This window comes from Pandoraea commovens, assembly GCF_902459615.1.
In the GTDB taxonomy this organism is placed as follows: domain Bacteria; phylum Pseudomonadota; class Gammaproteobacteria; order Burkholderiales; family Burkholderiaceae; genus Pandoraea; species Pandoraea commovens.
In genome coordinates this window covers 230,883-251,111 of record NZ_CABPSA010000007.1, presented here as the reverse complement: position 1 = coordinate 251,111, position 20,229 = coordinate 230,883, and the positions used below count along the sequence as shown (strand labels likewise).

18 protein-coding genes and 2 pseudogenes are annotated in these 20,229 nt (G+C 61.0%); 11 read left to right on the top strand and 9 right to left on the bottom strand.

Annotated features, from left to right (window positions below):
* Positions 1-143 precede the first annotated feature (143 nt).
* From macA to PCO31010_RS19830, 5 genes and pseudogenes are all read left to right on the top strand, one after another.
* Positions 144-1,349, top strand: coding sequence for a macrolide transporter subunit MacA (gene macA, locus PCO31010_RS19845; RefSeq protein ID WP_150665780.1), 1,206 nt, complete (start codon positions 144-146; stop codon positions 1,347-1,349).
* A 96-nt stretch (positions 1,350-1,445) separates the two neighbouring features.
* A pseudogene (locus PCO31010_RS27220) lies at positions 1,446-2,118 on the top strand (ATP-binding cassette domain-containing protein); the annotation flags it as partial.
* 68 nt (positions 2,119-2,186) lie between these two features.
* A pseudogene (locus PCO31010_RS27215) lies at positions 2,187-3,461 on the top strand (ABC transporter permease); the annotation flags it as partial.
* A gap of 68 nt (positions 3,462-3,529) precedes the next feature.
* Positions 3,530-4,951: an efflux transporter outer membrane subunit gene (locus tag PCO31010_RS19835; RefSeq protein WP_484549328.1), complete on the top strand. Its 1,422-nt coding sequence runs from the start codon at positions 3,530-3,532 to the stop codon at positions 4,949-4,951.
* Between the two features lie 73 nt (positions 4,952-5,024).
* On the top strand, positions 5,025-5,852 hold the full coding sequence (locus PCO31010_RS19830) for an AraC family transcriptional regulator (RefSeq protein ID WP_150665778.1): 828 nt from the start codon (positions 5,025-5,027) through the stop codon (positions 5,850-5,852).
* A 265-nt stretch (positions 5,853-6,117) separates the two neighbouring features.
* On the opposite strand, the gene PCO31010_RS19820 is transcribed toward PCO31010_RS19830, so the two are convergent.
* Positions 6,118-7,047 (bottom strand): LysR family transcriptional regulator, encoded by a 930-nt coding sequence (locus PCO31010_RS19820; RefSeq protein ID WP_150665777.1) that lies wholly within the window; start codon positions 7,045-7,047, stop codon positions 6,118-6,120.
* 98 nt (positions 7,048-7,145) lie between these two features.
* Here PCO31010_RS19820 and PCO31010_RS19815 point away from each other — a divergent pair, with 98 nt between their 5' ends.
* The 3 genes from PCO31010_RS19815 (at position 7,146) to PCO31010_RS19805 (ending at position 9,844) form a co-directional block, all read left to right on the top strand.
* Positions 7,146-8,447 carry an MFS transporter gene (locus PCO31010_RS19815; RefSeq protein WP_150665776.1) on the top strand — a complete coding sequence of 434 codons (1,302 nt, stop codon included), beginning with the start codon at positions 7,146-7,148 and terminating at the stop codon, positions 8,445-8,447.
* A gap of 305 nt (positions 8,448-8,752) precedes the next feature.
* Positions 8,753-9,178, top strand: coding sequence for a cupin domain-containing protein (locus tag PCO31010_RS19810; protein ID WP_150665775.1), 426 nt, complete (start codon positions 8,753-8,755; stop codon positions 9,176-9,178).
* A gap of 99 nt (positions 9,179-9,277) precedes the next feature.
* Complete coding sequence (locus PCO31010_RS19805; protein WP_150665774.1) at positions 9,278-9,844, top strand: YdeI/OmpD-associated family protein; 567 nt, start codon at positions 9,278-9,280, stop codon at positions 9,842-9,844.
* Between the two features lie 121 nt (positions 9,845-9,965).
* On the opposite strand, the gene PCO31010_RS19800 is transcribed toward PCO31010_RS19805, so the two are convergent.
* Positions 9,966-10,856, bottom strand: a complete 891-nt coding sequence (locus tag PCO31010_RS19800) for a serine hydrolase domain-containing protein (protein WP_150665773.1) — start codon at positions 10,854-10,856, stop codon at positions 9,966-9,968.
* Positions 10,857-10,999: 143 nt separating this feature from the next.
* Positions 11,000-11,626, bottom strand: coding sequence for a tyrosine-type recombinase/integrase (locus PCO31010_RS19795; RefSeq protein WP_150665772.1), 627 nt, complete (start codon positions 11,624-11,626; stop codon positions 11,000-11,002).
* 266 nt (positions 11,627-11,892) lie between these two features.
* Here PCO31010_RS19795 and PCO31010_RS19790 point away from each other — a divergent pair, with 266 nt between their 5' ends.
* The gene (locus PCO31010_RS19790; protein ID WP_246184692.1) at positions 11,893-12,006 is read left to right on the top strand and encodes a DUF2514 family protein; all 114 of its coding nucleotides are present in this window, start codon (positions 11,893-11,895) and stop codon (positions 12,004-12,006) included.
* Positions 12,007-12,122: 116 nt separating this feature from the next.
* Here PCO31010_RS19790 and PCO31010_RS19785 read toward each other — a convergent pair whose 3' ends face one another.
* The 5 genes from PCO31010_RS19785 to PCO31010_RS19765 form a co-directional block, all read right to left on the bottom strand.
* Positions 12,123-12,320 carry a hypothetical protein gene (locus tag PCO31010_RS19785; protein ID WP_150665771.1) on the bottom strand — a complete coding sequence of 66 codons (198 nt, stop codon included), beginning with the start codon at positions 12,318-12,320 and terminating at the stop codon, positions 12,123-12,125.
* Positions 12,321-12,928: 608 nt separating this feature from the next.
* Positions 12,929-13,141 carry a cold-shock protein gene (locus PCO31010_RS19780; protein ID WP_150665770.1) on the bottom strand — a complete coding sequence of 71 codons (213 nt, stop codon included), beginning with the start codon at positions 13,139-13,141 and terminating at the stop codon, positions 12,929-12,931.
* Between the two features lie 463 nt (positions 13,142-13,604).
* Entirely contained in the window at positions 13,605-13,835 is a 231-nt protein-coding gene (locus PCO31010_RS19775) for a hypothetical protein (RefSeq protein WP_150665769.1), read from the bottom strand.
* Between the two features lie 194 nt (positions 13,836-14,029).
* Positions 14,030-14,233, bottom strand: a complete 204-nt coding sequence (locus tag PCO31010_RS19770) for a cold-shock protein (RefSeq protein WP_107338538.1) — start codon at positions 14,231-14,233, stop codon at positions 14,030-14,032.
* A 250-nt stretch (positions 14,234-14,483) separates the two neighbouring features.
* Positions 14,484-14,756, bottom strand: coding sequence for a hypothetical protein (locus PCO31010_RS19765; protein WP_150665768.1), 273 nt, complete (start codon positions 14,754-14,756; stop codon positions 14,484-14,486).
* 249 nt (positions 14,757-15,005) lie between these two features.
* On the opposite strand from PCO31010_RS19765, the gene PCO31010_RS19760 reads away from it, so the two are divergent.
* Positions 15,006-15,443 carry a GNAT family N-acetyltransferase gene (locus tag PCO31010_RS19760; RefSeq protein ID WP_150665767.1) on the top strand — a complete coding sequence of 146 codons (438 nt, stop codon included), beginning with the start codon at positions 15,006-15,008 and terminating at the stop codon, positions 15,441-15,443.
* Between the two features lie 58 nt (positions 15,444-15,501).
* Here the strand turns inward: PCO31010_RS19760 and PCO31010_RS19755 are convergent, their stop codons facing one another.
* Positions 15,502-17,163 (bottom strand): ABC-F family ATP-binding cassette domain-containing protein, encoded by a 1,662-nt coding sequence (locus PCO31010_RS19755; protein WP_150665766.1) that lies wholly within the window; start codon positions 17,161-17,163, stop codon positions 15,502-15,504.
* Between the two features lie 271 nt (positions 17,164-17,434).
* Here PCO31010_RS19755 and PCO31010_RS19750 point away from each other — a divergent pair, with 271 nt between their 5' ends.
* Positions 17,435-20,167 carry an ATP-dependent Clp protease ATP-binding subunit gene (locus tag PCO31010_RS19750; protein WP_150665765.1) on the top strand — a complete coding sequence of 911 codons (2,733 nt, stop codon included), beginning with the start codon at positions 17,435-17,437 and terminating at the stop codon, positions 20,165-20,167.
* Positions 20,168-20,229: the final 62 nt, after the last annotated feature.

The following is a 20,229-nucleotide window of genomic DNA, read 5'->3' as shown; positions in this document are numbered from 1 at the left end:
GTCGCGCCCGGCGCGGCTTACTGGCCGGTAGATCGACCGATCTGCCGGTCGGCGGACCGACCGGCCCACCGGCCCGAATGCGCTACGAGTGAAGCCCTTTTGACGTGTCCCGGACGTGTCTTTTTGATCGCCAACTTCGTTCCATGATCCAGTTCATTCGCCGTCGGCCCTATCTGGTTACCAGCCTCGTTGTGCTTATCGTTCTCGTGGCACTCGGTCTGCGCAGTCTCGCGGCCCCGAAGGTGCCGCAGTACCTCAGCGCCAAGGTGGAGCGCACCGACCTTGAAAACACCGTACTCGCCACGGGTACGCTGGGCGCGTTCCAGCAGGTGGACGTCGGCGCACAGGTCAGCGGGCAGTTGAAGTCGCTCAAGGTCAAGCTGGGCGACAAGGTGACGAAGGGGCAATGGCTCGCGCAGATCGATCCGGTGCTCGCACAGAACAGCCTGCGTCAGGCCGAGGCCGAGGAGCAGAACCTTCAGGCGCAAAAGCGCTCGACGGCGGCGCAACTCAAGCAGGCCGAACTGGCGTTTGCCCGTCAGCGTCAGATGCTGCCGGACGACGCGACGTCCCGTCAGGACTTCGAATCGGCGCAAGCCAATCTGGACGTGCAGCGCGCCTCGCTCAACGGACTCGACGCTCAGATTCGTAAGGCCAGCGTCGCCATCGAATCGGCGAAGGCTAACGTGGGCTATACGCGCATCGACGCGCCCATCGACGGGCAGGTGGTCGCCATCGTCACACAGGAAGGCCAGACCGTGATCGCGCAGCAGCAGGCGCCGGTGATTCTGAAGCTCGCCGATCTGGACACCATTACCGTGAAGGCTCAGGTCTCGGAGGCTGACGTCATCCGCATTTCGCCGGGACAGACCGCCTACTTCACGATCCTGGGCGACCCCGACAAGCGTTACTACGGCAAGCTGCGCGCCATCGAGCCGGCGCCGCAGAACTTCCTCGATACCCAAAGCACGCTGGGCGGGGGCGCGACGCGCAACAACACGGCGGTCTTCTACAACGCGCTGTTCGAAGTGCCGAACCCCGACCATCGCCTGCGCATTTCGATGACGGCGCAGGTCAACGTGCTGCTCGGCACGGCCAAACAGGCGCTGAGCGTGCCGGTGGCGGCGCTGGGCAAGAAGGTCGGCCCGGACCGTTACGAAGTGCGTGTTCTGCCTGCGGAGGGCAAGGGCGATGGCAAGGCTGTGACGCGTCAGATCGTCACCGGACTGAACAACAACGTGCGGGTCGAGGTGAAAGAAGGTCTCACGGCCGACGATCGCGTCGTGATCGGCGAGGCGGGCGACAGCACGCAGGCCTCGACGGACGCCTCGCCCGGTGCGTCCCAATAAAGGAAGGCGAGCGCCATGACTCAAGCCGCCGGTACGTCTTCTGTGTCACAAGCGTCGCAAGCCGCTGAGCGGGCTTCCGACGTCCGTCCCCACCCGATGCTCGAACTCACGGGCATCACCCGACGCTTTCCGGCCGGTGAGCGTGACGTGACCGTGTTGCGCGACGTCAATCTCACCATCGAAGAAGGCGAGATCGTCGCGATCATGGGGGCGTCCGGCTCGGGCAAGTCGACGCTGATGAACATTCTCGGCTGTCTCGACCATCCGAGCGACGGCAGCTACCGCGTTGCGGGGCGCGAGACGCGCGATCTCGATGCGGACGCGCTCGCGCAACTGCGTCGCGAGCACTTCGGCTTCATCTTCCAGCGCTACCATCTGCTGCCGCACCTCGACGCGGCGTCGAACGTGGAGATGCCGTCGGTGTACACCGGCACGCCGCATGCGGCGCGTCGTGCGCGCTCCGTGATGCTGCTGGAGCGGCTCGGACTGGCCGATCGCACGGAACATCGGCCGAGCCAGTTGTCGGGCGGTCAGCAGCAGCGTGTGAGTATTGCGCGCGCGCTGATGAATGGCGGCGATGTGATTCTGGCCGACGAGCCGACCGGCGCACTCGATACGCGCAGCGGACGCGAAGTCATCCGCATTCTCAAGGAACTCAACGCGCTGGGGCACACGGTCATTATCGTGACCCACGACGAGAAGGTCGCCGCGCATGCGCGCCGCATCATCGAGATTCGCGACGGCGAGATCGTGGCCGACCGTGAGAACACGCCGGTGGAGATCGAGCCGGATGTCCCGTCGCCGGAGGAGGCCGCCGAGGAGGCCGTGGTTGCCTCGACAGCTCCGGCCGCCGATCCCGCTTCGGTGAGTGCCAGCCACGGCGGGGCGATTCCGCCGCGTCGCTGGACCGGGGGCATCGACCGCTTTGCGGAGGCCTTCCGCATGGCGTGGATCGCGCTGATCTCGCACCGGCTGCGCACGTTTCTGACGATGCTCGGGATCATCATCGGTATTACGTCGGTCGTCTCCATCGTCGCCATTGGCGAAGGGGCGAAGCGCTACATGCTGGCCGAGATCGGCAGCATCGGCACGAACACGATCAACATCTATCCGGGCAAAGACTGGGGCGACAACCGCGCGACGGCGATTCAGACGCTCGTGCCCGAGGACGTGCACGCGCTCTCGGAGCAGATTTACGTGGACAGCGCGACGCCCGAAACGGCGCGCAGTCTGCTGCTGCGCTACCGCAATGTCGACGCGAGCGCGATGGTGACGGGCGTGGGCGAGCACTTCTTCCAGGTGCGCGGCATGAAGATCGGGCAGGGCATTGCGTTCGGTGCGGACGAGGTGCGGCGCCAGGCGCAGGTTGCCGTGATCGACCAGAATACGCGTCGCAAGCTGTTCGGTGCGAACCCGAATCCGCTGGGCGAGGTGATCTTCGTGGGCAATCTGCCGTGCGTGGTGATCGGTGTGACGGTGGAGAAGAAGAGCGCATTCGGCGACACCAAGAGCCTGAACATCTGGGTGCCGTACACCACGGCGGCGGGGCGTCTGTTCGGTCAGCGCAACGTCGACAGCATTACGGTGCGCGTGCGTGACGGTCAGCCGAGCAAGGCCGCTGAGAAGAGTCTGGAGACGCTCATGACGCAGCGTCACGGCCGCAAGGACTTCTTCACGTACAACATGGACAGCGTGGTGAAGACCGTCGAGAAGACGAGTCAGTCGCTCACGCTGCTGCTGTCGCTTATCGCCGTGATTTCGCTGGTCGTGGGCGGTATCGGCGTGATGAACATCATGATCGTGTCGGTGACGGAGCGCACGAGGGAGATCGGTATCCGCATGGCGGTCGGGGCGCGTCAGAGCGACATCATGCAGCAGTTCCTGGTGGAGGCCGTCATGGTGTGTCTGATGGGCGGCGCGATCGGGATTGCGCTTTCGTTCGGGGCGAGCTTCCTGTTCTCGCTGTTCGTCGAGAAGTGGAAGATGGTGTTCTCGATGGGCTCGGTCGTCACGGCATTCCTGTGTTCGACGCTCATCGGCGTGGTGTTCGGGTTCATGCCAGCGCGCAATGCCGCGCGGCTGGATCCGGTCGAAGCGCTTGCACGCGATTGAGGTATTGCCAGATGACCAGAATGAAATCTACTACTTGCCACTCGTTCGCTTCGTTAGTTTCGGCCGATCTGTCCGGCACGTCGACGGTGCTGCGTCGTACGGTCCTCGCGCTGGCGAGCGCAGCAGTGCTGCTCACTGGCTGCGCTGGTGTACATCACGATCCGCTGCCGGCGGTGCCGGTGCCCGCGCAGTGGGCGGGGGCTTCCGCGACGTCGCCTGCCGTCGCTGGCAACACCGCAACGATTGCCCCCGACTTCTGGCGTGCGTTCGGCGACCCGGTGTTGGATCGTCTGATTACCGATGTGCTGGCCGTCAACAACGACCTGGCGGCGGCGGGGATTCGCGTGTATCGCGCGCAATTGCAGGCGGGGTTGGCGGATACGAACCTCACGCCGTCCGTCACCGTTGGTGGGAACGCGACCGTGCAACGCACGCTGGATACCCATGCAACGGGGCGTAAGAGCACCCTGTCGGCGCAGGCATCGTACGAGCTGGACCTGTGGGGCAAGCTGGCCGCGCAACGCGATGCGGCGCGCTGGGAGTATGAGGCGACCGACGCCGACCGCGAGTCCGCGCGTCTGTCGATCATCGGTACGACGGCGCAGTTGTACTGGACGATCGGCTTCCTGAATCAGCAGATCGCCAACACCGAGGGCAATATCGCTTATAGCGAACGGATTCTGGCGCTGGTGCGCTCGCGCTATGCGGCGGGGGCGGTGTCGGGGCTGGATGTGGCGCAGACGGAGGGCAATCTGGCCGATCAGCGCGCGGCGCTCACGCAGTTGTTGCAGCAGCGCACGGAAAACCGCAATGCGCTGGCGATTCTGTTCGACCGTCCGCCGGAGCAGGCGGCGGCCGAACCGTCGACGCTGCCGACGCAGGCGTTGCCTGTCGTACCGGCGGGCTTGCCTGCGGAGCTGCTGGGCCGTCGTCCGGACTTGCGCGCGGCGGAATTGCGTTTGCGTGGGACGCTCGCTAACGTCGACATCACCCGCACGAGCTTTTACCCGACGTTCACGCTGACGGGGCAGGTAGGGACGACGAGTACGTCGCTGGAGCGCGTGTTGCAGAACCCGATCGGTTCACTGGGGGTGGGGCTGGCGTTGCCGTTCATCCAGTGGAATACGATGCAGTTGCAGATCAAGGTGTCGCAGACGCAGTACGAGGAAGCGGTGGTGAATTTCCGCAAGAGCCTCTTTACGGCGCTGAGCGAAGTCGAGAACGCACTGTCGGCGCGTGAGCAACTGACGCGGGAGGGCGAGCAACGTGCGCTGTCGCTGGTGCAGGCGCAGCGTGCCGAGACCTTGCTGCGTTCGCGCTATCAGGCGGGCGCTATCGGAGTGCAGCAGTGGCTGGAGCAGTTGCAGTTGCTGCGCAACGCGCAAACGGCCGATGCGCAAGTGCGCCTGAACCGTTTGAACAATCGCATGGTGCTGTACAAGGCGCTGGGCGGGGCAGGGAATGCGTCGGATGTGAATCCGCCTGCTTGAGTGAGTAATATCGAGCGTGGTTTGAACCTGCGAACTGCACCGTGACGCGTGAGGTCATCCGAGGCCGTACATCATGAATCGACGGACATCCGCTTTAACACCCGACTGGGTCAAGCATGCACAGCCGATTGAGGGCGTGGAGCGCTTCGAGGCGTGGTTTCGCGGTAACGCTTACTCGATGCATCGCCACGACACCTACGCGATTGGCCGCACGCTCGCGGGTGTTCAGAGTTTCAGCTATCGGCGGGGGCAGCGAAATAGTCTGCCCGGCAACACAATGGTGCTGCATCCCGACGAACCGCACGATGGGCAGGCGGGCACCGACGAAGGCTTCCGGTATCGCATGATTTACGTGCATCCGTCGCTATTTCAGGATGTACTTGGCGGGCAGGCGTTGCCGTTCGTCGAAGGCGGCGTGACGACGGATCCGCGTCTGGCGGCGGCGACCGAGACGTTGCTGCAACACGTCAGCCACACGCTGGAGCCGCTGGAACAGAGCGACGCGCTGACGGAACTGGCCCACGCGCTCGCGGCAGTCTCCGGTGCGCCTGCGCGGAAGACGAAGGGCGACTATCTGGCGGCACAGCGCGCGCGGGACTTTCTGCATACCCACAGCGCGCGGGTCGTCACACTGGACGAACTCGAAGCGGCGACAGGGCGGGATAGGTGGAGTCTGTCGCGCGACTTTCGCACGTTCTACGGCACGAGTCCGTACCGGTATCTGACGATGCGGCGTCTGGATGATGTACGTCACCAGTTGCTTGCGGGTACATCTCTCGTGGATGCGGCTGCTACGGCAGGCTTTGCCGATCAGAGCCATATGACGCGCCATTTCTCGAAGACCTTCGGACTGACGCCGGGCCGCTGGCTTCAGGTCGTGAGCGGCATTCTGCCGGGCTAGAACGGCCAGGGGGAAGAAGAAAAGCGACGAGCACTGGTTGCAGCGTTTCACCCCACGCTTGGCTAACAGCATCTGGGCCAAGTTGAATGCAGAACGAGCATAAGCCTTGATCGCCGAAGGCAGAATGCGCCCGTCAGGAATGCGAGAAATCGAAAAAGCCAAAGCGGATGGACGGTGGCAAGCGGCTTCGACGTGCGAATCTCCCCGGCTTTTGCGCCGAGGCCGGTGGTGGGGAAATCTCCTGCAACTCAGCTTCTGTTCGGGCTTATGCGACGGAATCGGCGAGGGGCAAACATACCGCATCCCTTTCCAGCGTTTCGATCAGTGCGTCGCGCATCACCGCGACGGGTCGCACGAGACGGCCAGGCAGCACGCCATGCACGAGCCACACGTTCAGCCCGCTATTGAACTCAGGCACATCGACGATCTGCAGCGCATTGCGATGCGGGCTGCGCGCCAGCACTTCAGGCGCAGCGAGCCCGACGCCCAAAGCGCGCGCGACCAGCGACAACTGTAGTTCCGAACCGAACGCTTCGACAGCGACGTTGAACGGCAAGCCCGCCGCAGACATGGCGCGACTCAGTGCTGAACGCATTCCGCAACCGTCCTGGTTCAGCACCCACGGATAAGCCGCCAGATCGGCGAGCGAGACGGGTTTGTCGGGCAGACTGAACGAGCGCGGCGCGACGACGACCGTGGGCTTATAGGCGAGAAGCGTCGACGTCAGGCCTGCCGGCAATGGCACGCCTTCAGGCAAAAGCACGACGACCGCGTCCGCCTTCGCCTTTTCGATGCCCTCCAGCAGTCCCGGCGACCAGCCCGCTGTCACGCGCAGCGTCAGATTCGGAAACGCGGCACGCAGACGGTCGATGGGTTGCTCCAACGCCATCTCAGACAAAAACGGCGGTACCCCGATCCTAAACTCGCCTGCCGGCTCGCTATCAGGCGACGCGACGGCCAGCAGGTCGTCGACCGCGCGTAGCACCGCGCGCGCAAGGCCATAGACGTCGCTTCCGGCCGCCGTCGGTTTGAGCGGCTTGCTCTGCCGGTCGAGCAGCTCGATGCCGAGCATCGTTTCCAGATTCTGGACACGGCGCGTGAGTCCCGGCTGAGTCAAAAACAGTCTCTCTGCGGCCCGCACCATTGAGCCGCTTTCGACCACAGCCACGAAAGCCTGCAAGTCTCGCGTGTTCATCAAACAATCTCGCATAAACATTATCAAGATAATTCAATTGTCGCATAACGTTCTCGTCCTTAGGATAAGCCACACTCGTACACCGGAAGCCCAAACCCATGAGTCAACCTTCTGACACTTGCGCGCGCAAACTGCCCTCCGCTTCGCTGCCCTCACTGCAAGCGGATGCGTCCCCAGGCGGTGGCCTGACCACGCCATTGACGATATTTTTTGCCGCAGCCGTCGGTGTCATCGTCGTGAACCTGACCGCCGCACAACCTCTGACAGGGCCTGTCAGCCGAGCATTGACTCTGCCGCCCGAGCTTGCCGGCATGATCGCAATGCTCCCGCAACTCGGCTACGCCGCGGGTCTGCTATTGCTCGTACCGCTATGCGACCTCCTTGAAAATCGCCGCCTGATCGTCTGGACGCTCGCCTGCTGCGCGATGTTCCTCGGATTCGCGTCGCTCGCACGATCGGGCTGGCTGTTTCTGGCATCGGTGTTCATGGCCGGGGCGACATCGAGCGTGATCCAGATGCTCGTGCCGATGGCGGCGTCGATGGCGCCTGAAAGCCGGCGCGGACGCGCAGTCGGCAACGTGATGAGCGGCTTGATGCTGGGCATTTTGTTGTCGCGACCGCTCGCGAGCCTGATCGGCGGAGCGTTTGGCTGGCGTGCGTTCTATGGCTTCGCGGCGTTGGCCGACTCGCTGCTTGCTGTCGTGCTGCTGACGCGGTTGCCGAGTCACAAGCCGAAGACGGCTGCTCGCTACTTGGACTTGCTGCGTTCGCTGTGGACCTTGCTGCGCACCGAACGCGTCTTACAGCGTCGCGCGACGCTTGCCGCGCTCGCACTCGGTGCGTTCAGCGCGTTCTGGACAGCCATTGCACTGCTTCTTGCCCAGCCGCCGTTTTCGCTGGGTACACAAGGCATTGCTGCCTTCGCGCTGGCGGGTGCAACGGGCGCGATGGTGACGCCGCTCGCGGGCTACCTCGGCGATCGCGGGGCGGGGCGCGCGACACAAATCACTGCGCATCTGGTGATGATCGCGGCGGTACTCGTGCTCGCGATTGCCGGGGCGGGCTGGGGCGGGTTCTCCGCGGCCACGCACCCCGTCCTTGCACTCGCATTGCTGGTAGTCGGGGCGGCGGCGCTCGACGCCGGTGTGATCGCGGATCAAACGCTCGGTCGACGCGCGATCAACCTGATCAATCCGGCGGCTCGTGGCCGATTGAACGCGCTCTTTGTCGGCATCTTTTTCGTCGGCGGCGCAATTGGTGCTGCGCTGTCAGGCGCGGCGTGGGCATGGGCGGGGTGGAATGGCGTGTGCGTCGTCACACTGGGGTTCGCGGTTGCCGTGTTTTTGTTCGGCTGCTTCGATCGTGCCTCGCAGTCAAGCAAGCGATCTCGGAATGCCTGAGCTCCGGCGCGATGTTCTACATCTGAGTCGCGTTGATGGAATTGGAATTCAATACTACATCCGCGAAATTTCACGACATCAATACGGAACGGCGTCGCCGAGCATTCGATTGGAACGAGACATGGCAGTAGCCGGCTTTTATCAAAGGAAGGCGTTCTCGAAGACCTTCGGGCTGATGCCCGGCCGCTGGCTTCAGGTCGCGAGCGGCATTCTGCCCGGCTAGAACCGCCACGCACAATCGTTCAATACGGCCGTGAAGGGGCATGCGTATCCTCGACGCATTACCCCCAAGAACGGAGAGAACGATGTCGCAATTCCCTACTCATCCCAACGCCCCGTCGGATCGCGGCCAGTGCAAGGCCATCGATCCGATCCGCAAGATCGCGCTGATCGACGGTCACTGGCAACCCCGCGTCGTCGCCGAGATGAACGACTACCAGTTCAAGGTCGTCAAGGTCATCGGCGAGTTCCAATGGCATCAGCACGCCGATACCGACGAAACGTTCATCGTCCTGGAAGGCGAGCTGCGGATCGATTTCCGCGATGCGACGACCGGCGACGGTGCCATCGTGCTGCGCGCTGGTGAAATGGCCGTGGTGCCGAAGGGCGTCGAACACAAGCCGTTCGCAGAGAGCGAAGCCAAGTTGCTGCTGATCGAGCCGCGAGGCGTAGTGAATACGGGCGACGGCGAGGCAGGGGATCGGACGGTGGCGAACGATCAGTGGATTTAAGTTGAATATTCGCAGGGGCGTTTCGCACGCGCTACGATATGTCGACATCGTAGCGGCGCAAAAGCGCCGCTACCCGGATATCACAATCTAAATCGCGCTATGACAGAGCCTTGTCTGACACTTCCTGACCAGAATGAATGGGAAAACTGGTTGACGCAAAACGGTGGAACATCCGCCGGGGTATGGCTGCGTCTGGCAAAGAAAGGGGCGGCACAGCCGACGCTGAGCTACGCACAGGCGGTGGAAAGCGCGCTTTGTCACGGCTGGATCGACGGGCACAAGAAGAAGGAAAGCGACGAACACTGGTTGCAGCGCTTCACGCCCCGTACAGCCAAGAGCATCTGGGCCAAGCTGAATACAGAACGAGCGGAAGCTTTGATCGCCTCAGGCAGAATGCGCCCGTCGGGGATGCGAGAAATCGAAAAGGCCAAAGCGGATGGGCGATGGCAAGCAGCTTATGACTCGCCTAAGAACTCGGTAGTCCCCGACGACCTGCAAACCGCGTTAGATGCGAACCCCAAAGCCCGCGAGTTCTTTGCGACACTGAGCAGCCGGAACCGCTACGCCATCTTGTTTCGGATTCAGAACGTTAAAAAGGCTGAGACGCGGGCGCGGAAGATTGAGGAGTTTGTGGGGATGTTGGGGCGTGGGGAGACCATTCATTAGAAAAAGAATAATCCGAGAGTGTGGATGAAGTTGGGGATTGCGCTAAGGGGAACGGCTGATTTCGACACGAAGCGGACATTGAAGCGTGCGGACGCGTGATGCTGGTCGAGCGCTGCGAACTTCAGAGCGTTGTTCCGAGTGCCTCGCGTATTGCTTTTACGGCCACCGCCTCGACACCGCCCTCATCCGCGCCCGTTGAAAAAACAGCGCTGCACGCTGCCGCCCCGTCAACCGTACATCGATAGACAGCCACAACGCTGCCTGGGCCACATCCGGTATGCCCCGCCAGCGTTGAACCGTCTTCGACTGTGCCCCGCATAAGACCCAGCGCATATCCTGGCGTCACCCACGGTCGGCCGATCATCGGGCCACCCAATACCTTCGTCGCCAGCATTTCATCAAGCAGGTTGGATGGCAGAAGTTTTCCGGCCAACAAGCGATCCAACAGAAGAGCAGCCTGCAAAACTGGGCCGATAAGGAGGCCGTGATAAACCCAGCCGGGGTCGTAATTCAACGCATTGCCGAGATACTCGCCACAGAGTTCTGAACGTTCCGTTGCGAAGCGAACCGTCGAGATGCCAAGCGGCGTCAAGACTTGCTGCTTGATGGCGGCTTCAAGTGGCATATCTGCTGCCCGCTCAATTAGCCTGGCGACAAACATGAAACCAACATTCGAGTAACGCCAAGCGGCGCCAGGGGTGTAGCGAAGCCGGGAACCATCCAGACGCCGCATCATTTCGTCCGCGTGCCATGCCTGTTCCTGATTGGCGACAGCAGCGTGATATTCGGGAAGCTCGCCATAGTCAGCGAGGCCAGCCTCATGGCGCAAGAGCTGACGCAACGTGAACGCCTTTTCAGCGAGCGGAGCATCCAGAACGAGTCGACCGTCGCGTACCAACGTCAGCGCGGTCGCGGCTAACACCGCTTTAGTGAAGCTCCACCAAGGCACAATGGGTTCGGATTGCTGGGACGGCCCTACTGATTGACCGTTGAGGAGCGTTGAAATCAACATTGAAGACTCGACTGGTAACAACGGGCAGGAGCATATCCCACAACAGGTGCGACTGCCCCCGATCAGCTTTTTACCAAGTGGCCGTTGGGTTCGCGAACGTCCACTGATGGCCAGCAAGCGACCGCTCGCCAGCCACCGCGTCATTAGACCTCTGTCTGCTCCGCCATCTCAAGGGCATCGTCAACCTCGATGCCAAGATAGCGGACCGTGCTTTCGAGCTTCGTATGTCCGAGCAGCAACTGCACCGCTCGAAGATTTTTCGTTCGCCGGTAGATCAGCGAGGCTTTTGTGCGCCGCATAGTGTGGGTGCCGTATGCGGTATCGTCGAGACCAATCGACGCGACCCAGCGATGTACCATCCGGGCGTATTGCCGGGTCGATAGATGCGGCGACGTATGCAGCCGACTCGGAAACAGAAAATCCGCCGCCTTCAGTCTTCGCGCGTCGATGCATGCTTCGAGGCTCTCACGGGTCTGTTCCGTGATCTCGAATTGGACCGGTCGCTGTGTCTTCTGCTGCATGACGGTGGCCCTCGCTGCCACGTGGCTTCCGTGTCGGACGTCCCGCACCTGCAATCGTGTGAGATCGCACGTTCGAAGCTTGCTATCGATTGCGAGATTGAACATCGCAAGCTCACGGACATTCGACGTCATCTGAAGCCTCGTTCGGATCGCCCAAATCTCTCTGAGCTTTAGCGGCGGCTTCTGCCCGGTGAGTTTGCCCTTACTCCATGGCTCACGATGGCTAACCACGACATTCTCGGATTTCATGACAATCTCCTTTCTGGCAAAGGGAGATTGAGCGTGCGCCTACGGAAGGTCGCTATCCGACCCGAAGCGAACGTTAAGTGGTTCTGGCTAGATATCCACCGAAGATACTGTTTGCAACATTCCAACGATGTCGGAGTTCGAAAACGTATTGGGCCGAAGTGCTGGCTTTGTCCAAAACGACACGCAATCTCGCGAAGATAATACGGCGCTTGTGAAAGCCGTGGCTACGTGAAGCCTGAAAGCGCCCTTGGTAAGGCATCCTCCGGTTGCTCAGTCAGCCTGACCAGGCTGCGGAAGAACTTGCTCGATACGCTGATGCAGCGCACATCGAAGAACTTGCCTGCGAGCGCACTTATGACGCATTGACGATACGCGATTAACGTGAGCTAGAGGTTCGACGGCATCATTTTCCGCCCACCTCGACGACTTTCGCCACTAGTTCAGATGGATTTTTGCGAGACCAGTTCGTACAGCTACGAACGGTGTCCGACGAGGTCTACCATCCTGGACGGATGGTATAGGCCTGGCGGAAATATGAGCGACCGAATTGGGTCGGCTCAAAGTGCTTGCCCACCCGATGTATCAACTCGCGTGCGAGCAACGCATTGATAACCGCGTCTGAAGGTTGCTTCGGGTTTTTTTCCGCAATGCGTTGAAGCGCCGCAGTTATGGCTTGTGCTGAAAGGGCGAGCATGTTCGCTCCTGTAAAAGTTTTATGACCCTGTGCGCCGCGCTTCGATAAAGCCGCTCAGTTGGGCAATTTGCGTTCAGCGGCCCGCCAACGTAGCCACTTAACGACGGGGCCGTGCTGCGCATGCGCAGACGCTTCCGTCCGATTGCTCAGACAAATCGCGCGTGCGATCGATCCGAAAGAAAGCAGGCGTGCCGCGTCAACTGGCACGTAGCCGGAATACAAGAACCAGTTAGGAGAAGCGCCCATGGGGTTATGCCTCCAACGAAGCCTTGTTAATAAAGCCGTCTATCAGTGTGCGGCCGAACTCATCCCCAGCGCGCCGTGCATTGCCGATTGAATCGAACAGGACTGTCTCAAGTCGAAACACTCGCGATTCTGGCGACGGAACTGAACCGACGGCCGCACTCGGGGTGATGCGAACGGATACAGCCAGCAATCTTTCGTGTTTACGGCTCGCTTGGGTTGTATCCGGGTCTAAGAACACCAGAGTTTCCAAGCTGAATCCTCTGTATGAGGGCGACGTGTGTGACATATTTCCTCCGACATGGCGAGCAATGCCGCATCGCAGTATTGGCACGGCGATGCTAACGAGTGATTCAGGGAAGACGCTACGCGGGCTTGATGTTGGATGCCTGCAAACCTTTCGGGCCGCGCGTGAGGTCGAAGGAAATGTGTTGGTTCTCTTGCAGGGTGCGAAACTCCGTGCGCCCTTGAGGTTGAATTTCTGAGAAGTGGGCGAACAAGTCGTCCCCGCCATCATCCGGCGTGATAAAACCAAAGCCCTTGCTGCCGTTGAACCACTTTACAATTCCGGTGCTCATGTGAACCCCAGGTTTTCCCTGCGAATAGTCATCGCGGAACGCGAAACTGGGCGCAAGTGGCGGACAACCAAGAAATTCAGAGATCGGAAGTGTCTCGCAATGAACGATGAGATCGACGCTTGATCGATTAACGTCAGACTTGATGTTCGATATATTGCTTATACGCCCATTGCATCGAGGACTCAATGCATATTGTGTAAGCGTTTCCCAGCCTGTTCTGCCTTGGCATTGCGCTAGATTCCCAAGTTTCACCGTATCTTGACCAGCACACATCTCTTTACTTAGCGCGGCATCCGTTTTCGGGTAGGTGTGTCAATTGCGTGGAGACGACATGGGTGCAGAATTCACTCAATGGGGCGCGGGATTGACGCGATTTTATGTCGACGGGTCACCGCAATTCTGATGACGAAGCGCAGACGGACGACGATCGCGCATCTTGCGATGTGGCCGGATGCTACGACGATTAACCGCGATTGTCGATCCAGTCGCGTGCCCATGCACTGGCGTGCCCCAGGGCTTGCAGTTCGGTGTCGAAATAGTCCAGCGCATGGAATGTGTAGGCGGCGGGCGCCGCGTGGGCGGCATCGCCCCGCTCGAGCAGGAGGTTGGCCGCAAACCAGCCGTCCGGAAGCTGGTACGCGGAGGGGGAAACCAGATACCCGTTGTAATGGTGGTTATGGTTATTATTTTTCATAGATGGAATGCGAGTGACGCTTGCATGGCATTCGGGCCAGACAAGTCGAAAAACTTCGAAAATGGGAGCGAGACAGATCGTGTCGGAAAGACAAATGATGCACACCTCGAAATGGTGCGATCAAGTCGGGAGCGCAATGGCTCCGCGCGGATGCTATACAAGCAAAGGGCCGGTGAGCCGGCCCTTGAACTACGTTACTGCGGGGTGATATTCGATGCCTGCAGGCCCTTAGGGCCGCGCTTGGTCTCGTAGCTAACCTTTTGATTCTCTGCGAGCGACTTGAAGCCTTCGCCCCGCACTTCGGAGAAGTGGGCGAACAGGTCGTCGCCGCCAGCATCCGGTGTAATGAAGCCGAAGCCCTTGCTATCGTTGAACCACTTAACGGTACCAGTTTCCATGATGAATCCTTGAAATAATCAAATTAGCTCCGTTGCGGAGCGAGAAAAACTTCAAGGAGGGAGAGAGGATAGCGAGTACCGCGCGGAAAACGCAGAAAAATGATGATCAGCAATCGAGCTTCTTGAATGTTTCTCTGTACACACTACCTTGACAGTCCGGCACCGTCAAGGTATTTCGAGCGGCAGCCCCGCCGTACGCCAAATGACTCCTTCCGACCCGAAGCGGACACCTGACCGAGTCAAGCACAAACTAATCTTTGGGTGTAATTGGCAATAGTCTGATGTCGGCATTTGGGTAGCCGTCGGATGTCTGTTCACTTTGAAGGACTCGTCGGGCGCACTCAATCCACTCAGGGAATATCGCGGCATCCATCGGAACGCCTTTACCATTTGGTTCGGCCCACAGAGAAAGGCTGCTGAGGAGCGCGCCGAGTTCATCCGAGCGGCCAAGCCGCTCCCATTCCCGTTCGAGAAAGTCGAACATGATGAGGTATGCCTGGCGTAACGTGACAGGCGTTTCCATTGACGGACTGTCCATTTTCTTTATTGCTCTCAATCAAAACATACAGCCTAGCCTGAACGACTGCTGATGGCCGATTGCGGTCATCTGTCGGCCACCATTTCCGACACTAAGCGGCCCTTCGGGCACCACTGGCGCGTTGTTCGCTCAGCTCTCGTCGCCTGGTGGTCTGCAATTGCTGCGCAAGCCTCGATGGAACGTCAGTCGCTCCGTGCAACAATCTGAGCTCTTAAAGGGCTATCGACTTAACACATGACCGAACATCGAAGCAGCACGTTGGAAATCAGAAGACTGGCGCCACCGGAATGGATGCTGGCATACCCGGTCATCGCTCAACTGCGGACCCTTGACGGTCCCGACTTCCTGGAGCGGGTCCGTCGGCAATCGCATTCGGGCTACGAACTCGTAGCGGCGTTCGACAGGGGATCGATTCTCGGAGTGATGGGGATGAGACCCGTCCACACTCTGGCGCGCGGGGCGCACCTTCATATTGATGACCTTGTGGTCGATGCGGCGGGTCGGGGAACAGGTGTTGGTAGATTTTTGATGGCGTATGCCGAAGCCGACGCACGCGCTCGCGGCATGTCCGCGATATTTCTCGACGCGCGGCCGGACGCGATCCCGTTCTATGAGCGAGAGAGCTATGTACTGCACCCCGCGCCGTCCATGAAGAAGGCCCTGTCGACCTAAGGCCGGTCGAGGCAAGCCGACGACGGTCGACGTGTAACGCCGACCGTCAGAAAGCCACTCAGGCCGCAGCCTGCTCGCGCAGTCGACGTGCTTCGTCGCGCAGGAACTGCTGGTAGTCGTCCAGATCGCCGTCGAAGGGCTCGACGCCGCCGTTGGTGACCAGCCAGAACTCGTCACAGACAGCACGCAGCAGCGCGCGGTCGTGGCTGACGAGCATCACTGTTCCTTCAAACTCGTTGAGCGCCACCGCCAGTGCCTCACGCGTGGCCAAATCGAGGTGGTTGGTCGGTTCGTCAAGCAGCAGCAGGTTAGGACGCTGCCACACGATCATGCACAACACGAGCCGCGCCTTTTCGCCGCCGCTCATGGTGCCCACCGCCTGATGGACCATGTCGCCACTAAAGTTGAACGTCCCCAGGAAGGTCCGCAGCGATTGCTCGGTGCCGCTCTGGCCGGGCGCGCGCATCTGGGGCGGCGTGTCCCGCGCGAGGCGGATCATGTGTTCCATCGGCGTGTCGAGCGGACGCAGCACATCAAGCTCCTGCTGGGCGAAGTAGCCGATGTTCAGCCCCTTGCCTTCGCTGATTTCGCCATCAATCGGCGCGAGCGCATGCGCGACCGTCTTCACCAGCGTCGACTTGCCCTGACCGTTGGCACCGAGAATGCCGATGCGCTGCCCGGCCAACACGGAACGGCTGATGCCGCGCACGATGACGGTGGGCGGGGTGTCCGGCGGTGCATCGGCGGGGGCAGGGTAGCCGAAACTCGCGTCCAGCATGGACAGCAGCGGGTTCGGAACGCTGAGCGGTTCCTTGAACTCGAAGTTGAATTCCGCTTCGGCAAGCACCGGCGCCACTTTCTCCATGCGTTCAAGCGCCTTGACCCGGCTCTGCGCTTGCTTCGCCTTCGATGCCTGCGCCTTGAACCGGTCGATGAATTTCTGCAAGTGGGCGATCTTTTCCACTTGCTTGGCCATCGCAGCCTGCTGCAAGACGAGCTGTTCGGCGCGCATGTCTTCGAACTTGCTGTAGTTGCCGCCGTAACGCACGAGCTTGGCATTGTCGACGTGCACGGTGACCTGCGTCACCGCATCGAGAAACTCGCGGTCGTGGCTGATCACGACCAGCGTTCCCTGATAGCGCTTGAGCCACGCTTCCAGCCAGACCAGTGCGTCGATATCCAAGTGGTTCGTCGGTTCGTCAAGCAGCAGCAGGTCGGACGGGCACATCAGCGCGCGCGCCAGTTGCAGTCGCATGCGCCAGCCACCCGAGAAGCTGTTGACCGGCTGATTCAACTGCTCAGCGCTGAAGCCGAGACCCTGAATCAGGGCCTGCGCGCGGGCGGGGGCATCGTGCGCCCCGGCGTCGTGCAGGTTCATGTAAGCGTGCGCCATGCGCATGCCGTCATCGCTGGCTTCGGCTGCGGCGACTTCCGCATGCGCGGCCATCAGCACGGTGTCGCCCTCGACCACGAAGTCGGTCGCTCCCTGCTCGGTCTCCGGCATATCCTGCGCGACCTGGCCCATCTTCCATGCAGCAGGAATCGAGAATTCGCCGCTATCTTCGTGCAGCGTGCCGTTAAGAAGGGCAAAAAAGGACGACTTGCCAGCGCCATTGCGGCCGACAAGGCCAATCTTTTCGCCTGGGGTGAAGGTGACGGATGCGCTGTCGAGCACGACGTTGACGCCGCGACGCAGCGTGAGATTACGGACGGAAATCATAAGGAGCTACCGCTAAGAAGACTGGCATGATAGCCGACCGGACGCGGGGGGCTGTCATTTTCCTATCCGCTCGCGATTTTCGGCAGGCACGGTACGTTCGCGACCGTCACGCATTCCAATGATCCGGGCGATGCCGATAAGTGTTATCGGATGGCCCCAGGTTCTGCCGACACGCCATCAAAAATACAATACATCGGAACGGCGAGCCGCGTCCGAGACTCCAGCGTGCTCAGGCCATAAACGAATGCGCCACCGACGGAGGATTTCCACCATGCCTGCTATGTGCGATATCTGTAACGCGCGTCCCGCCATCGCGCGCGTGACCGTGGTCGAGAATGGCGAGCCCAAGTCGATCTCGATCTGCGATTTCCACTACCGCCAGTTGATGCGCCATCAAAGCGCGCTCAATCCGTTCGATTCCCTGCTCGGCATGGGCAGCGGCATGTCGCGGCTGTTCGGCATGGGGACGGACCCCGGCGATAGCGCATCGGTCAACGATTCCGGTGTCTCCGTACCGCCCATCGTGCCGAGGGAGTCGGTCGATCTGACCGACGCGTTCAGCGACCAGACCGTTGACCTGCTGCAGCGGGCAGCCGAAAAGGCGCACGAACTGCGCCGTCACGAACTCGACACGGAGCATCTTCTCTACGTTCTGGCGGACACCGACGTTTGCGCGGCGTTGTTGAAGGCACTCAAACTCTCGCCGCAGGATATCAAGACATACATCGACGAGCATGCCAAAAGGGGCGACGCGCAGGACGATGACGGTATCGACAAGATGACGGTCTCGCCTCGATTGAAGAAGGCCTTTCAGTTTGCGTTTCAGGCCTCGCACGACCTGGGGCATTCCTATATCGGCCCGGAACACCTGCTGATCGGGCTGACCGCTGTGCCCGACAGTCTCGCGGGCACCCTGCTCAGGAAGTACGGCATCACACCGGAGGCGCTGCGCCAGAAGGTCGTCAAGATTGTGGGCAAAGGCGCGGAGGACGGGCGCGTCGACACCCCATCGGGGACGCCAAATCTCGACAAGTTCGGCCGGGATCTCACGGCACTCGCCCGTCAGGGCAAGCTTGACCCGGTGCTCGGTCGCGCGCAGGAAATCGAAAATACCGTGGAAGTCCTCGCGCGTCGCAAGAAAAACAACCCGGTGCTCATTGGCGAGCCGGGTGTCGGCAAGACTGCCATCGTGGAAGGGCTGGCGCAGCGAATCGTCAACGGCGACGTCCCGGAAGTGCTTCGGGGCAAGCGTCTGGTCGAAGTCAACATCAACTCGATGGTGGCAGGCGCAAAGTATCGCGGTGAGTTCGAGGAACGTGCCAAGCAGATGATCGATGAAGTCACGGCCAAGAAGGACGAACTGATCCTGTTTATCGACGAGCTGCACACGATTGTTGGGGCGGGACAGGGCGGCGGCGAGGGCGGACTCGACATTGCCAACGTGCTCAAACCCGCACTCGCACGCGGCGAACTGAGTCTCATCGGCGCCACCACGCTTAACGAATACCAGAAGCACATCGAGAAAGACGCGGCGCTGGAGCGCCGCTTTCAACCGGTACTGGTGGCCGAACCGACGGTGGCGCAAACGATCGTCATCCTGCGTGGCCTACGCGACAGTCTCGAAGCGCATCATCAGGTGACCTTCGCCGACAGTGCCTTCGTCGCGGCTGCCGAGCTGGCGGACCGCTATATCACGACGCGCTTCTTGCCCGATAAGGCCATCGACCTGATCGACCAGGCGGCGGCGCGAGTCCGTATCGGTGCGACCTCGCGACCGGCGGAGATCCACGAGACCGAAGCCGAACTGTTGCAACTACGTCGCGAGCAGGACTACGCGTCCTCGCGCAAACGCTTCGACGAAGCCAAGGCGTTCGAGGCACGCATTGCCGATAAACAGAAGACGCTCGACGAAATGCTCGAAGCCTGGCAACGCAAGACCGGCTCGGAAACCCTGGAAGTGACCGTGACATCGGTGGCAGACGTGTTATCGCGCCTCACCGGCATTCCTGTGGCTGAGCTGACTCAGGAGGAGCGACAGAAACTGCTCCGCATGGAGGAGGTGCTGCGCCAGCGCGTCGTTGGACAGGACGAGGCCGTCGTGGCCGTGAGCGACGCCGTGCGGCTCTCGCGCGCAGGGCTGGGGCAAGCGCACCGGCCCATCGCCACCTTCCTCTTTCTCGGCCCGACCGGCGTCGGTAAGACCGAGCTTGCAAAGGCGCTGGCAGAGACGGTCTTCGGCGACGAGCAGTCGATCATCCGCATCGATATGTCCGAGTACATGGAGCGGCATGCCGTGGCGCGTCTCATTGGGGCGCCGCCGGGGTACGTCGGCTACGACGAGGGCGGCCAACTCACCGAACGCGTGCGTCGCCGCCCGTACAGCGTGATTCTGCTCGACGAGATCGAGAAGGCGCACCCGGACGTCTACAACGTGCTCCTGCAAGTCTTCGACGATGGGCGTCTGACCGATGGCAAGGGCCGCGTGGTGGACTTCAGTAACACGATTCTGATCGCCACGAGCAATCTGGGCAGTCGCGTGATTATGGACAACGCCGGGCTACCAGAGACCGAGCGCAAGTCCGAAAAGGACGTTCGCGAGGCGCTCATGCAAGTGCTCAAAGGACATTTCCGTCCGGAGTTTCTCAACCGGATCGATGAGATCGTCGTTTTTCATTCGCTCGACAAGCAGAACATTCGCGCCATCGTGGCTATCCAGCTCGATCGCGTCAAACGTACCGCTGCCGCGCAGGACATCACGCTTAACTTCGACGCCGCGCTTGTCGAGCATCTCGTGGACGTGGGCTATCAACCAGAGTTCGGCGCACGCGAACTAAAACGGCAGATTCGCCAGATGGTCGAGACGAAGCTCGCCAGGGAGATCCTCAACGATGCGCTGTGCGAAGGCGACGTGGCCGATGTGAAGTACGACGCCGCGAACGACGCCGTGACGTTCGTCAGAACCACGGGACGGCCGACCGTAGAGAAGGCTGGGGACTCGAACTAGGGAAACTGTACTCTTTTGCCGGACGCCGAACTGCACGTCTCGGGGCGCCGGTAAAACTCTAT